Origin of the sequence: Ralstonia mannitolilytica (genome assembly GCF_000954135.1) — a bacterium.
Lineage (GTDB): Bacteria > Pseudomonadota > Gammaproteobacteria > Burkholderiales > Burkholderiaceae > Ralstonia > Ralstonia mannitolilytica.
In genome coordinates this window covers 100,959-113,813 of record NZ_CP010799.1, presented here as the reverse complement: position 1 = coordinate 113,813, position 12,855 = coordinate 100,959, and the positions used below count along the sequence as shown (strand labels likewise).

Annotated in this window: 14 protein-coding genes; 11 read left to right on the top strand and 3 right to left on the bottom strand. The window is 65.7% G+C overall.

Annotation, left to right across the window (positions count from 1 at the left end; genetic code table 11):
* The first annotated feature begins 5 nt into the window (after window positions 1-5).
* The 6 genes from ccsB (at window position 6) to msrQ (ending at window position 4,928) form a co-directional block, all read left to right on the top strand.
* Window positions 6-1,196 (top strand): c-type cytochrome biogenesis protein CcsB, encoded by a 1,191-nt coding sequence (ccsB, locus tag TK49_RS00565; protein WP_045785032.1) that lies wholly within the window; start codon window positions 6-8, stop codon window positions 1,194-1,196.
* Window positions 1,197-1,308: 112 nt separating this feature from the next.
* A complete protein-coding gene (locus TK49_RS00560; RefSeq protein WP_045785031.1) occupies window positions 1,309-1,746 on the top strand; it encodes a COG4315 family predicted lipoprotein in 438 nt (145 codons plus the stop codon).
* A gap of 21 nt (window positions 1,747-1,767) precedes the next feature.
* Window positions 1,768-2,307 carry an RNA polymerase sigma factor gene (locus TK49_RS00555; protein WP_045785030.1) on the top strand — a complete coding sequence of 180 codons (540 nt, stop codon included), beginning with the start codon at window positions 1,768-1,770 and terminating at the stop codon, window positions 2,305-2,307.
* Window positions 2,308-2,315: 8 nt separating this feature from the next.
* Window positions 2,316-3,173, top strand: coding sequence for an anti-sigma factor family protein (locus TK49_RS00550; protein WP_045785029.1), 858 nt, complete (start codon window positions 2,316-2,318; stop codon window positions 3,171-3,173).
* A 95-nt stretch (window positions 3,174-3,268) separates the two neighbouring features.
* Window positions 3,269-4,264, top strand: coding sequence for a protein-methionine-sulfoxide reductase catalytic subunit MsrP (gene msrP, locus TK49_RS00545; RefSeq protein ID WP_045785028.1), 996 nt, complete (start codon window positions 3,269-3,271; stop codon window positions 4,262-4,264).
* Window positions 4,265-4,271: 7 nt separating this feature from the next.
* Complete coding sequence (gene msrQ, locus TK49_RS00540) at window positions 4,272-4,928, top strand: protein-methionine-sulfoxide reductase heme-binding subunit MsrQ (protein WP_045785027.1); 657 nt, start codon at window positions 4,272-4,274, stop codon at window positions 4,926-4,928.
* Window positions 4,929-4,993: 65 nt separating this feature from the next.
* On the opposite strand, the gene lysA is transcribed toward msrQ, so the two are convergent.
* Window positions 4,994-6,253 carry a diaminopimelate decarboxylase gene (gene lysA, locus TK49_RS00535; protein WP_045785026.1) on the bottom strand — a complete coding sequence of 420 codons (1,260 nt, stop codon included), beginning with the start codon at window positions 6,251-6,253 and terminating at the stop codon, window positions 4,994-4,996.
* Between the two features lie 61 nt (window positions 6,254-6,314).
* A complete protein-coding gene (gene lptM, locus TK49_RS00530; RefSeq protein WP_045785025.1) occupies window positions 6,315-6,542 on the bottom strand; it encodes an LPS translocon maturation chaperone LptM in 228 nt (75 codons plus the stop codon).
* 114 nt (window positions 6,543-6,656) lie between these two features.
* Here lptM and cyaY point away from each other — a divergent pair, with 114 nt between their 5' ends.
* A complete protein-coding gene (gene cyaY / locus TK49_RS00525) occupies window positions 6,657-6,998 on the top strand; it encodes an iron donor protein CyaY (protein ID WP_045785024.1) in 342 nt (113 codons plus the stop codon).
* Window positions 6,999-7,068: 70 nt separating this feature from the next.
* On the opposite strand, the gene TK49_RS00520 is transcribed toward cyaY, so the two are convergent.
* Window positions 7,069-9,489 (bottom strand): penicillin-binding protein 1A, encoded by a 2,421-nt coding sequence (locus TK49_RS00520; RefSeq protein ID WP_045785023.1) that lies wholly within the window; start codon window positions 9,487-9,489, stop codon window positions 7,069-7,071.
* A gap of 442 nt (window positions 9,490-9,931) precedes the next feature.
* On the opposite strand from TK49_RS00520, the gene pilM reads away from it, so the two are divergent.
* The 4 genes from pilM to TK49_RS00500 are packed head-to-tail and all read left to right on the top strand — an operon-like array spanning window position 9,932 to window position 12,854.
* Window positions 9,932-11,002, top strand: a complete 1,071-nt coding sequence (pilM, locus tag TK49_RS00515) for a type IV pilus biogenesis protein PilM (protein WP_180964262.1) — start codon at window positions 9,932-9,934, stop codon at window positions 11,000-11,002.
* A 9-nt stretch (window positions 11,003-11,011) separates the two neighbouring features.
* On the top strand, window positions 11,012-11,650 hold the full coding sequence (locus TK49_RS00510; protein WP_045785021.1) for a PilN domain-containing protein: 639 nt from the start codon (window positions 11,012-11,014) through the stop codon (window positions 11,648-11,650).
* A 2-nt stretch (window positions 11,651-11,652) separates the two neighbouring features.
* Window positions 11,653-12,312: a type IV pilus inner membrane component PilO gene (locus TK49_RS00505; protein WP_045785020.1), complete on the top strand. Its 660-nt coding sequence runs from the start codon at window positions 11,653-11,655 to the stop codon at window positions 12,310-12,312.
* Window positions 12,309-12,854: a pilus assembly protein PilP gene (locus tag TK49_RS00500; RefSeq protein ID WP_045785019.1), complete on the top strand. Its 546-nt coding sequence runs from the start codon at window positions 12,309-12,311 to the stop codon at window positions 12,852-12,854. Before TK49_RS00505 ends, TK49_RS00500 begins: the two co-directional genes overlap by 4 nt.
* The last annotated feature ends 1 nt before the right edge of the window (window position 12,855 follow it).

The following is a 12,855-nucleotide window of genomic DNA, read 5'->3' as shown; positions in this document are numbered from 1 at the left end:
AGGCGATGGAAGCGACCACTCCTCCCCAAACCTCCGTGACGCGCGCCGATCTTGGTGCGTTGCAGCGGCCGTCGTATTTTCGCCGCCTGGGCTGGTTCGACTGGCTGTTCGCGGTGCTGCTGGCTGCCGGCGCCGGCTACGCCTTCTCGCGCTACGGCAACTATATGGATGGCTACGAGCGTGGAATCCTCGCCGCTGCCGTCCCCGCCTTCGCATGGCTGGGCTGGACGTGGAAGCCGGTGCGTGCCTTGATGATCGGCATCGCGGTGCTGGCGCTATTCGGCATCTCACAGTACAGCGGCGCCAATGGCCCTGAGCTTGCGCGCGCCGACCACGCTTTCTTCCTCAAGTATTTCCTCGCCAGCCAGTCGGCCATCTTATGGATGAGCGCGCTGATCTTCCTCTCGACGCTGTTCTTCTGGGCCGGGCTCGTGCTGCGTTGGGAAGCCGGCGGCGCCATCGGCAGCAAGCTGTGCTGGGCGGCGGTGGTGCTCGGCCTGACGGGCATGCTGGTGCGCTGGTATGAGTCGTATCTGGTGGGTGCGGATATCGGCCACATCCCGATCTCGAACCTGTATGAGGTGTTCATCCTCTTCACGCTGATCACCTCGCTGTTCTATCTGTATTACGAGCAGCGCTACAAGACGCGCGCGCTCGGGCCGTTCGTGATGCTCGTGGTGTCGGCCGCGGTGGGCTTCCTGCTCTGGTACACCGTGTCGCGCGGCGCGCAGGAGATCCAACCGCTGGTGCCGGCGCTGCAGAGCTGGTGGATGAAGATCCACGTGCCCGCCAATTTCATCGGCTATGGCACGTTTGCCTTGGCGGCCATGGTCGGTTCCGCGTACCTGCTCAAGGAGCACGGCATCCTGCTCGATCGCCTGCCCTCGCTGGAGGTGCTGGACGACGTGATGTACAAGGCCATCACCGTGGGCTTCGCGTTCTTCACCATTGCCACGATCCTGGGCGCGCTGTGGGCTGCCGATGCGTGGGGCGGATACTGGAGCTGGGATCCGAAGGAGACGTGGGCGCTGATCGTGTGGCTGAACTACGCCGCGTGGCTGCACATGCGGCTGATGAAGGGCCTACGCGGCCGCATGGCGGCGTGGTGGGCGCTGATTGGCCTGCTCGTCACGACGTTCGCCTTCCTGGGGGTCAACATGTTCCTGTCGGGCCTGCACAGCTACGGCGAGCTGTAAGCCACGAAAAATCCTCAGCGGACTGGAATAAGGACGCGCCTGGCGTGTTTACTGCTCTGTGAGGGCGCCTCGGTTGTCCCCTTTCCGGCGCCCCTCCACCAAGGAGAACAAGATGAGCCAGTCCGCAACTTTCCCCGCATTGTTCCGTCCGCGCATGGCCTCGGCCGGTGCGGTGATGCTCGTGTCGCTTTCCGCGCTTGGTCTGGCGGGTTGCGCCAGCATGGGCATGGGAGCGTCCTCCACGCCGACCGCCGTCAAGGTGACCAACGGCACGCTCACCGACGAGCATGGCATGACGCTCTACACGTTCGACCGCGACACCACGGCCGGCAAGAGCGCGTGCAACGGCAACTGCGCCAACAACTGGCCGCCGCTGGCCGCCAACAGCGCGGACAAGCCCTCCGGCGACTACACCATCGTCACCCGCGACGACGGCAAGCAGCAGTGGGCCTACCGCGGCAAGCCGCTCTATCTGTTTGCCAAGGACAAGATGCCCGGCGACCAGACCGGAGACGGCGTCCTGAACGTCTGGCACGTCGCCAAGCCGTAATCGTCTGCCGGCTGCGCGCCCATGACCGACCTCGCCGGCCGCCTGATCGCGCTGACGCCGCGCCTGCGCCGTCATGCGCGCGGCCTGGCCGGCGAGGCAAGCCGCGCCGATGACCTCGTCCAGGACACGCTGGAGCGCGCCTGGCGTTATCGGTGGCGCTTCCAGTTGCGTCCCCGGCTGGGTGCCACGGACGAGAGCGACGGGCTATTCGCGTGGTTGCTGACCATCATGCATCGCTTGCACCTGAACGCCGTGCGCCGGCCGGATCGGATCGAGCTGACCGACGCGCCGCCCGATATTGCCGTCGACGACAACCCGGGCCTGCGCCGCGATCTGCTGCGCGCGCTGGCCACCTTGCCGGAAGAGCAGCGTGCTGTACTGCTGCTCGTCGGGTTGGAGCAGTTCGCCTACAAGGAAGCTGCCGACGTGCTCGGTGTACCAGTGGGTACGGTGATGTCGCGCCTGTCGCGGGCGCGCGAGCGCATGCGCGTGGCACTCGACGGCACCCCTGCGGCATCCCAGCCGGCGGGTGGCGGCGCTGCGCTGCACCGTGTGAAGTGAGGCGAGCCATGTCTGCCGACATTCACATCGACGAACTCCACGCCTACGCAGACGGGCGCTTGCCGGCCACACGCCGCGCCGCGGTGGAGGCGTATCTGGCCGCCCATGCGGACGCCGCCGCAGAGGTGGCGCGGTGGCGGGCGATGAACGCCGACCTCCATCGCGCGCTTGACCCGCTGCTCAACGAACCCGTGCCGCCGCGGCGGATTCCGGCCGCGATCCAGGCTGCGGCACGGCGGCAGCCCACTGCGGGCTTTGGCGCACTGCGTGGATGGAGCACGTTGGCCCTCGGCGTGGCATGCATGACCATCGGGGCCGCAGCGGGCTGGTTCAGTCGGGGTGTTGCGGAAGTCACCGTGCCGATGCAGCGTTTCGCCAACGACGCGCTGGTGTCGCACGTTGTCTTTTCCCCCGAGTCGAAACACGTGGTGGAGGTGCCCGCCGACGAAGAAGCGCATCTCGTCACGTGGCTCTCACGGCGGCTCGATGCGCAGCTGCACATTCCCGACCTCACCTCGTTGGGCTACCGCCTCATCGGCGGCCGCCAGACGGTGGTGGCCGATGCGCCCACCGCCATGCTGATGTACGAAGGGCCGGGCGGGGTGCGCATTTCCGTGCAGTTGCGGCGCATGCCGAACAACCGCGACACCGGCTTCCGGCTCGAAACCCTCCCCCCGGACAACCGTGTGCTGCGGGCGCTTCAGCCGGCCGTGGATCATCCCCCCCCCATGGCGTTCTACTGGGCGGATCACGGCCTGGGGTTTGCGGTCTCGGGCCCGCTCGCGCGCACGCAACTGCTGGAGGTGGCACAGGCGGTCTACCGGCAGTACAGCGAGTTCACCGGGCCGACGGGCGGCAGGAAATAGTGCAGTTTTTTTTTTGCGATGCGCTGTCAGGTCGGCGGCAGGCGCACGACCAACGGACAGGGAGGGCGACCCTCCCCGCATAACGAGGACCCATCATGCTGATCAAGACCGATCGCTGGCTGCGCGGCGATGACATTCCCGCCAGCGAAATCACGCCGCAGCCTATCTTCGAGCAGCGGCGGCGCATCCTGGCCGCCGCAGCCATGGGCGCCGCGGGCGCAGCGCTGGCGCCCTGGACATCGCGGGAGGCCTTCGCGGCCAATCCTCCGCTGGCCAAACTGCCGGCCAAGCCGAACCCCGCCTACACCACCGTCGAAAAGCCCACGCCCTACGACGAGGTTACGACGTACAACAACTTCTACGAATTCGGAACGGACAAATCCGACCCGGCGCGCTATGCCGGCACGCTGCGCCCGCGCCCGTGGCAGGTCAGCGTGGAGGGCCTGGTGAAGACGCCCAAGACGTACGATCTGGACGACCTGACGAAATTCGCCCCGATGGAGGAGCGCGTCTACCGCCTGCGCTGTGTCGAAGGGTGGTCGATGGTGATTCCTTGGGTCGGCTTTCCGCTGGCCGAACTCATCAAGCGCGTGGAGCCGCAGGGCAGCGCCAAGTACATCCAGTTCATCTCGCTGGCCGACAAGCGGCAGATGCCCGGCATCGGCAGCCCGGTGCTGGAATGGCCGTACAGCGAAGGCCTGCGCCTGGACGAGGCCATGCACCCGCTGACGTTGCTGACCTTCGGTCTCTACGGCCAGGTGCTGCCGAACCAGAACGGCGCGCCGGTGCGCGTGATCGTGCCGTGGAAGTACGGCTTCAAGAGCGCCAAGTCCATCGTCAAGATCCGCTTTGTCGACAAGCAGCCGCCCACCAGCTGGAACATCGCTGCGGCCAACGAGTATGGCTTTTATTCCAACGTGAACCCGACCGTGGACCACCCGCGATGGAGCCAGGCCACCGAGCGCCGCATCGGCGAAGACAAGGGCGGCTTCGGCGGCCTGTTCGCGCCCAAGCGCAAGACGCTGATGTTCAACGGCTACGACCAGGTCGCGCCGCTGTATGCCGGCATGGATCTTCGCAAGAACTTCTGAGGCAGCGATGATGCATTTGCCGTCCATGCTGTCGCCCACGTCGCAGCGCGTGGTGAAGATCGCCGTGTGGCTGGCCGCGCTTGTGCCGTTTCTGCGCATCGTCTTCCTGGGCGCGACCGACCAGTTCGGGCCGAACCCGCTGGAGTTCGTCACGCGGTCGACCGGCACATGGACGCTGGTGCTGCTGTGCTGCACGCTGGCCGTCACACCGCTGCGCCGGCTGACAGGCATGAACTGGCTGATCCGCCTGCGCCGCATGCTGGGGCTTTACACGTTCTTCTACGGCACGCTGCACTTCCTGATCTGGCTGGTGGTCGACCGCGGGCTCGATCCGGCATCGATGCTCAAGGACATCGGCAAGCGGCCGTTCATCACCGTCGGCTTTACCGCCTTCGTGCTGATGGTCCCGCTCGCGGCCACGTCGACCAACGCCATGGTCCGCCGGCTCGGCGGCAAGCGCTGGCAATGGCTGCACCGGCTGGTGTATGCGACAGGCGTGCTCGGCATCCTGCATTACTGGTGGCACAAGGCGGGCAAGAACGACTTTGCCGAGGTGTCGATCTACGCCGCGGTGATGGCCGTGGTCTTGGGGTTGCGCCTGTGGTGGGCGTGGCGTGGGTCGCGGCAGAGCGCCATGCCGCGCACGATGCCGGCGCGCGATTGAGCCGCATGCAACGCACGTGAAAAAAGCCGCGGATGTTCGCGGCTTTTTTGTGCGATGACGCTGGCTTATGCCGGCAGCAGATGCTCGCCGCGGATCAGGTCTTCAAAGCGCTCGCGCTCGCGCACCAGGTGCACCTTGTCGCCATCGACGATCACCTCTGCGGCGCGATTGCGCGTGTTGTAGTTTGAGCTCATCGTGAAGCCGTACGCGCCGGCCGACAGGACGGCCAGCAGGTCGCCCGACTGCACGGCCAGCGACCGGTCGCGGCCCAGCCAGTCGCCCGATTCGCAGACCGGGCCAACCACGTCGTACATGACCGGCGCGCTTTCGCCTTCGCGCACCGGCACGATGTGGTGATACGCCTCGTACATCGCCGGGCGGGCAAGGTCGTTCATGGCCGCATCGACGATGCAGAAGTTCTTGCTCGCGCCGGGCTTGAGGTATTCGACGCGCGTGAGCAGCAGGCCGGCATTGCCCACCAGAGAGCGGCCGGGCTCGAACAGCACGGTGCGGTCGCCAAAGCCGCGCTGCTCGATGCGGTCGAGCAGCGTGCGGGCAAACGCGGTGATGTCCGGCGGCGTCTCATCGGTGTAGGTGATGCCCAGACCGCCGCCCACGTCGATGTGCGACAGGCGGATGCCGTCGGCGTCGAGTTTGGCCACCACGTCGAGCACCTTGTCCAGCGCATCGAGGTACGGCGAGACCTCGGTGATCTGCGAGCCGATGTGGCAGTCGATGCCGACGACGCGCAGGTTCGGCATGGCCGCGGCGGCGCGGTACGTCGGCAGCACCTCGTCGAAGGCCACGCCAAACTTGTTCCCCTTCAGGCCCGTCGAGATGTACGGGTGCGTCTTGGCGTCCACGTCCGGGTTGATGCGCAGCGACACGGGCGCGGCCTTGCCCATCGAGCCGGCTACGTCGTTCAGGCGGTGCAGCTCTGGAATGGATTCGACGTTGAAGCAGGCCACGCCGGCTTCCAGCGCGAAGCGCATTTCGTCCGCGCTCTTGCCCACGCCCGAGAACACGACCTTCGATGCCGGTGCACCGGCGGCCAGCACGCGCTTGAGTTCGCCCGACGAGACGATGTCGAAACCGGCGCCGAGCTGAGCGAACACCTGCAGCACGGCCAGGTTCGAGTTCGCCTTCATCGCGTACTGCACGTGGGCATTGCGGCCCTCGCAGGCCGCGGCGTACGCGCGGTAGTTGGCGGTGAGCGCGGCGCGCGAATACACGTAGGTAGGCGTGCCAAACTGGGCGGCAATCGCGTCGAGCGCGACGCCTTCGATCATCAGGACGCCAGCCTGGCGGATCAGGGACTCGGACATGGATGGGCAACGAGGGTGGCGCCGTTGCGGGCAGCAGCGCCGGTTGAGCGAGGATGCGGGGTCAGCGGTTTGCCGGCACGGCGCTGGCCGCGTCGGCGGGTTTGGCCCCCGGCACGGGCGGCTGCGGCACCGCGTTGGGGCCGGCGATGCCCGGGTCGGGGGTTTGCGGGGCCGTCTGCGCGGGTGGCACCTTCGGCATGTACAGCGGACCACGGATCCCACAGCCGGATAGGCCTGCGGCCGTCAGGGTCAGGCCGACAGTGGCTACAATGGCGGCGGTTCGTATCATCGGAGATGGTGCGGAAAGAGCCCCAAGGCTGCGGCCTTGCGGCGGTCGGAATCACAAGAGGCGGGGCGCCCAGCGGCGCCGGAACAGCCGCCGCGCAAGATTTTGGAGTGTAGCATGCCCCCCCTGAGCGAATCGGAGTTCCTGGCGCTGGCCAAGGCCGAGCTGGACCACATCGAAAGCCTTGTCGAGAGCGCCGCCGATGAGGCGGATGCCGACATCGACGTCACCCGCGAAGGCAACGTGCTGACGCTCGCGTTCGACGACGGCTCGAAGATCATCATCAACAGCCAGGCACCGATGCAGGAGTTGTGGGTGGCGGCGCGTGCGGGCGGCTTTCACTTCCGTCGCAACGATGGCCGCTGGGTCGACACGCGCAGTGGTGAAGACCTGTACGTCGCACTGTCGCGCTACGTGAGCCAGCAATGCGAGGTCGATGTGACGCTGGCCGCCAGGTAAGCACTGCGCATCTTCGATCCTCGCAAAAGAAAAGCCGCCCAGAAGGGCGGCTTTTTCGTGGCGGACGGATTCAGTTGCCGCGGAACATATCGAGGATGCGTTGCTTCTCCTGCTCCGGCGTCGGCGCCAGGTTGATGCCCGGCTGTTGGGATTGCGGCTGGTCGCCGCCCGGTGCCTGCGTCCCCGGCAATGCGTCGCCCAGGCCGACCGAGGCGATGCCCTGGCCGTTGGCGTATTCCTCGTAGGCCCAGTCGCCGGCCATCTGCACGACGCCTTCGGGCGGCTGGCGGTCCATCTCGGGCTGGCCCTTGAGCGCGTAGCTCATGTAGTTGATCCAGATCGGCAGGGCCAGGCCGCCGCCCGTTTCACGGTCGCCCAGGCTGCGCGGGTTGTCGTAGCCCATCCACGACACGCCGACCAGCTTGGGTGTGTAGCCGCAGAACCAGGCGTCGAACGAGTCGTTCGTCGTCCCGGTCTTGCCCGCCATGTCGTTGCGGCCGAGCTTGAGCTTGGCCTGATAGCCCGTGCCGCTCGACACGACGCTGCGCAGCAACGAATCCATGATGAAGTCGTTGCGCGGGTCGATCACGCGCACGGCGTCCTTGCCGGCCGTCATCGGGTGCGCCTGCTGGATGACCGTGCCGCGTGCGTCCTCCACGCGGTCGATGATGTACGGGTTCACGCGGTAGCCGCCGTTGGCGAACACCGAATACGCGCCGGCCATCTGCAGCATCGTCACCGAGCCGGCACCGAGGGCCATCGGCAGGTAGGCCGGGTGCTTGTCGGCCTCGAAGCCGAAGCGGGTGATGTACTGCTGCGCATACTGCGTGCCGATCGCACGCAGGATCCGCACCGACACCAGGTTCTTCGACTTCTGCAGCGCGCGGCGCATGGTCATCGGGCCATCGTAGCCGCCGCCGTAGTTCTTCGGCTCCCAGACCTGGCCACCGGTGTCGCCGGTCGGGATCGACAGCGGTGCGTCGTTGATCACCGTGGACGGCGAGAAGCCCTTGTCCACCGCTGCCGAGTAGATGAACGGCTTGAAGCTCGAACCCGGCTGGCGCCAGGCCTGCGTGACGTGGTTGAACTTGCTGCGGTTGAAATCGAAGCCGCCGACCATCGAATAGATCGCGCCGGTTTGCGGGTCCAGCGAAATGAAGCCCGACGCCACTTCCGGCAGCTGCGTGATCGACCACTTCTGCGTCTTGGCATCCTGGATCACGCGGATCACCGCGCCCGGGCGCAGCTTGATCTTCGGCTGCGCGTTGTTCGACAACGCCGCCTGCGCAAACCGCAGGCCGTCGCCAGACACGTCGATCGTCTCACCGGTCAGCATGGTGGCACGCACGAGCTTGGGTGACACGCTCACCACCACGGCCGACTGCAGATCGTCGCTGTTCGGGTGGTCGAGCAGCGCATCGTCGATCGCCTGCTCGCGCTCTTCAGGATCGGTGGGCAGGTCGATGAACGCCTCGGGGCCGCGGTAGCCGTGGCGGCGTTCGTAATCGAGAATGCCGCGCCGCACCGATTGGTAGGCCACTTCCTGATCGCCCTTGCGGATCGTGGTGTAGACGTTCAGGCCGCGCGTGTAGGTCTCTTCGCGGTACTGCGCGTACATGAGCTGGCGCACCATCTCGGCCACGTATTCGGCGTGCACGTCGAACTCATGGCCTTCGCTGCGCACCGGCAGCTGTTCGTGGATGGCCTGGTCGTACTGCTCCGGAGTGATGTAGTGCAGGTCGCGCATGCGCTGCAGGATGTACTCCTGGCGGATCTTGGCGCGCTTGGGGTTCACCACCGGGTTGTACGCCGACGGCGCCTTCGGCAGGCCGGCCAGCATGGCCGCTTCGGCCAGGGTGATGTCCTTGATGTTCTTGCCGAAGTAGATCTGCTCTGCGCTGGCAAAACCGTATGCGCGCTGGCCCAGGTAGATCTGGTTCATGTACAGCTCGAGGATCTGATCCTTCGAGAGGCTCGCCTCGATCTTGTACGCCAGCAGCATCTCGTAGATCTTGCGCGTATACGTCTTCTCGCTCGAGAGGAAGAAGTTGCGCGCCACCTGCATGGTGATCGTCGACGCGCCCTGCGAGAGCCCGCCGTGCAGGTTGGCCAGGCCCGCGCGCAGCACGCCGATGAAGTCTACGCCCCCGTGTTCATAGAAGCGGTCGTCTTCGATGGCGAGCACCGCGCGCTTCATCACGTCGGGCATCTGCGAGATCGGCACGAAGCTTCGGCGCTCTTCACCGAACTCGCCGATGAGGACGTTGTCGGCGGTGTAGACCCGCAGCGGAATCTTCGGGCGGTAATCGGTGATGGCGTCAAGCGACGGGAGGTTAGGCGCAGCAACGAGCAGGGCATAGCCCAACAGCAGCGCCCCGACGATGCCCATGGCAACGAACAGGCCGAACATCCAGAGCAGCAGGCGTGCCCACAGCGGGCGGCGGGCCTTGGGCGGCTTGGGCGAAGCAGGGTTGGTTTGGGCAGTAGCCATTACGAGGGGTGTCTGTCAGCGTGGCGGCGATTATATCGTCGCGCCCCGCGGGCCCCGGACGCCTGGGCGTAACAGCACGTAACGCCTGTCACGCCGGCGCCCCGGACAGCACTTGTGCGGCGCGGCAGGCACCGGTAACGCGCCGATTGTGCGCCCGGCGTACCCGGATTCAAGGCCGTGAAGAATCCGCCGTTAGAAGTAGGCGAAGCGGAAATCAAGTCAGGCGAAAGGGGTATCCCCCCGACCGTGGGGTTTTGACAACGCTTTGCGAACCGGTGCCTGCGAAATGCGCGGCGGGCCGCCGGAGCGTTTGCCTGATCTAAAGGATTTTGTGAGAATCCAGCAGCAAATCTAAGCAGGCTTTGGCGCACGTTGGATTTGCAGCGGGCGCCAGGGTTCAAAAAACTATAAACGGTGGGGTGTCTCTGTGCGACGGGGTTTGTTGTCCGGCCTGCTGCGCCGCAATATCGTCGGGATTGATATCGGGTCTTCCAGCGTCAAGGTGGTGGAGTTGTCCGCCAACGGCAAACAGGGAGATTTCCGTCTCGAAAAGTGCGCCAGCGAGCTGGTTGAACGCAGCGCCGTCGCCGACGGCAATCTGGTCAACATCGATGCGGTTGGCAATGCGCTCAAGCGTGCCATCGCCAAGGCGGGCATCCGCAGCAAGGATGCCGTGCTGGCCATTCCGTCGAGCCTGACGGAATCGCAGACCGTCAGCCTGCCTGACAACCTGACCGAAGACGAACTCTTCGTGCAGGTCGAGAGCGAAGCCAACCGGCTGTTTCCGCCCTCGCAGAACGTCAATTTCGACTATGTGGTGATCGGCCCGTCCGAAACCGAGGGCGGCATCGGCGTGCGCGTGACGGCCACGGTGTCGGAACGCGTGACGGAGCGCGTGACGGCCGCCGAGATGGCCGGCCTCAAGCCCATCGTCATGGATGTGGAAGAGAACGCCATCCAGCGCGCCATGACGCACATGCTTGCCGTCAAGCCGGACGCTACCGAGACCGAGATGCGCGACATGCCCGTGGTGGCGATGTTCCATCTGGGCGGCGCTCGCTCGCATGCGTTGTTCTACCAGGGCTGGAAGGAGCTGTACGAGCAGCCGCTGTCGGGCTCGGGCGACCAGCTCACGCAGAGCATCTCGCGCCTGTTCTCGCTCGACCTGCTCAAGGCCGAGGTCAAGAAGCGCAAGAACACGCTGCCCGACGAATACCGCAGCCAGCTGCTCAAGCCATCGCTGGAGACGCTGGCGATGGAAGTCAGCCAGACGATCCAGAACTTCCTGTCGACCTCCAGCGTCGGCCGCGTGGACGAGATCGTGCTCTCGGGCGGCCATGCATCGCTGCTCGGCGTGCAGACGGCCATTCAGCAACAGACGCAGATCAATACGACGCTGGCCAATCCGTTCGCCAACATGGGCGCGGCCAAGAACGTCAACGCGCGCTATCTGCAGCGTGATCTTCCGGCGTACATCGTCAGCGCGGGCCTGGCCCTGCGCGGGCTGCAATAAGGAGGCGCGATGGCCAACGAAAGCGCCAATGTGGCGAGCGCGCTCCCGAGCGTCAACCTGCTGCCGTATCACGCCGAGCGGCGTGCCGGCAAGCGCAAGAAAGTCTTCATTAGCCTGGCCGCAGCGGCCGCTGCAGGCGCCGTGGTGGTGTTGGCGGGCGGCATGGTGATCGATCACCAGACTGAAGAGGCCCAGCGCATCAACGACATTCTCACGCAGAAGAATGCCGAGATGGACAAGCAGATCGCCGAGGTCAACACGCTGAAGAAGGACATCGACGATCTGCTGCAGCGCCAGCAGGCCGTGGAAAGCCTGCAGAACGAACGCAACCGCCCCGTGCAGTTGCTCGAGGAACTGGTGCGTCAGGTGCCGGATGGCATCTACCTGACCTCGCTCAAGCAGGAGGGCGATCTCTACACCGTTTCCGGCATTGCGCAATCGAACGAGCGCGTCTCGGACCTGCTGCGCAACCTGGGCGGCGTGCCCTGGCTCGATCATGCGGAGCTGGGCGAGTCGGTCGCCACCACGATGACGAACAACCTGAAGGAGCAGCGCCGCCTGTTCAACTTCACGATCCGCTTCCAGTGGAAGGCCGAGCCCGCAGCGTCGGCCAAGCCGGGTGCGGCCGGTGCAGCGGCGAGGAAATGACCATGGCGCTCACGACCGATGTTTCCCTGGAAGAACTGGTCAGCCAGTTCCGCGGCCTGAACCTGAACGAGCCGGAAACCTGGCCGACCGCGCCGCGCATCCTGTTCATGATTCTGGCCGCCGTACTCGTGATCGGGCTGGGCTGGCAACTGTACTGGAACGGCAAGTTTGACGAGCGCGATGCGAAGCGCACCGAGCAGGAGGCGCTCAAGAGCGCTTACCAGAGCAAGCTCGCGCAGGTGGTGAACCTCGAGGCGCTGCGCAAGCAGAAGGCCGAGGTGGAGCAGCGCGTTGCCAAGCTCGAGCTGCAATTGCCGAACAAGACCGAGATGGACGCGCTGCTGGCCGACGTCAACCATGCCGGCATCGCCCGCGGGCTGACGTTCGACCTGTTCCGTCCGGCCGCCGCGGTGGTGAAGCCGTACTACGCAGAGATTCCCATCTCCGTGAAGGTCAACGGGCGCTATCACGACATGGCGCTGTTTGCCGCCGATGTGGCCGCGCTGTCGCGGATCGTCACGCTGCAGAACATCTCCCTGACGGGTACCAAGGACGGTGGCATGGTGATGGATGCCCGTGCCCAGGCCTACCGTGCGCTCGACGCCGACGAGCAGGCCGCGCAACGCAAGGCTGCTGCTGCCGCCAAGGGGGGCGCCAAATGAAGGGCCACGCCATGACCCGCCGCCGCATGTCACACCTCGTGCGCCTGTCGCCGCTGTGCCTGGCCGTCGTGCTGACGGCGTGCGGCGCGAGTGAAGACGAGGAGCTGCAGCAATGGATGCAGCAGGCCCGCCAGCAGGTCAGCACCACGGTGCCGCCCCTGCCGCAGCCCAAGCCTTACGCGCCGCGCGAATACACCACCACCAGGCAGACTGACCCGTTCAGCGTGCAGAAGGTGGCGGAACTGTCGCGAGCCCAGAACGAATCGCCGGAACCGAATCGACGTCGCGAGCCGCTGGAAGACTATCCGCTGGAGGCCTTCAAGCTGCTCGGCACGATGAAGCGCAATGGCGAGACGGAAGGTGTCCTGTCTGTCGGGGACAAGACGCAGCACGTGCATGTGGGGCAGTACATCGGACAAAACTATGGTCGCATCGTCCGCATCGGAGACCAGGAACTCACCCTGCGTGAGCTGGTGCGCGAAGGCACGACCGAATGGAAAGAAAAAATGACGACCCTGAAAGTTCAGGAGGGCGCGCAATGAC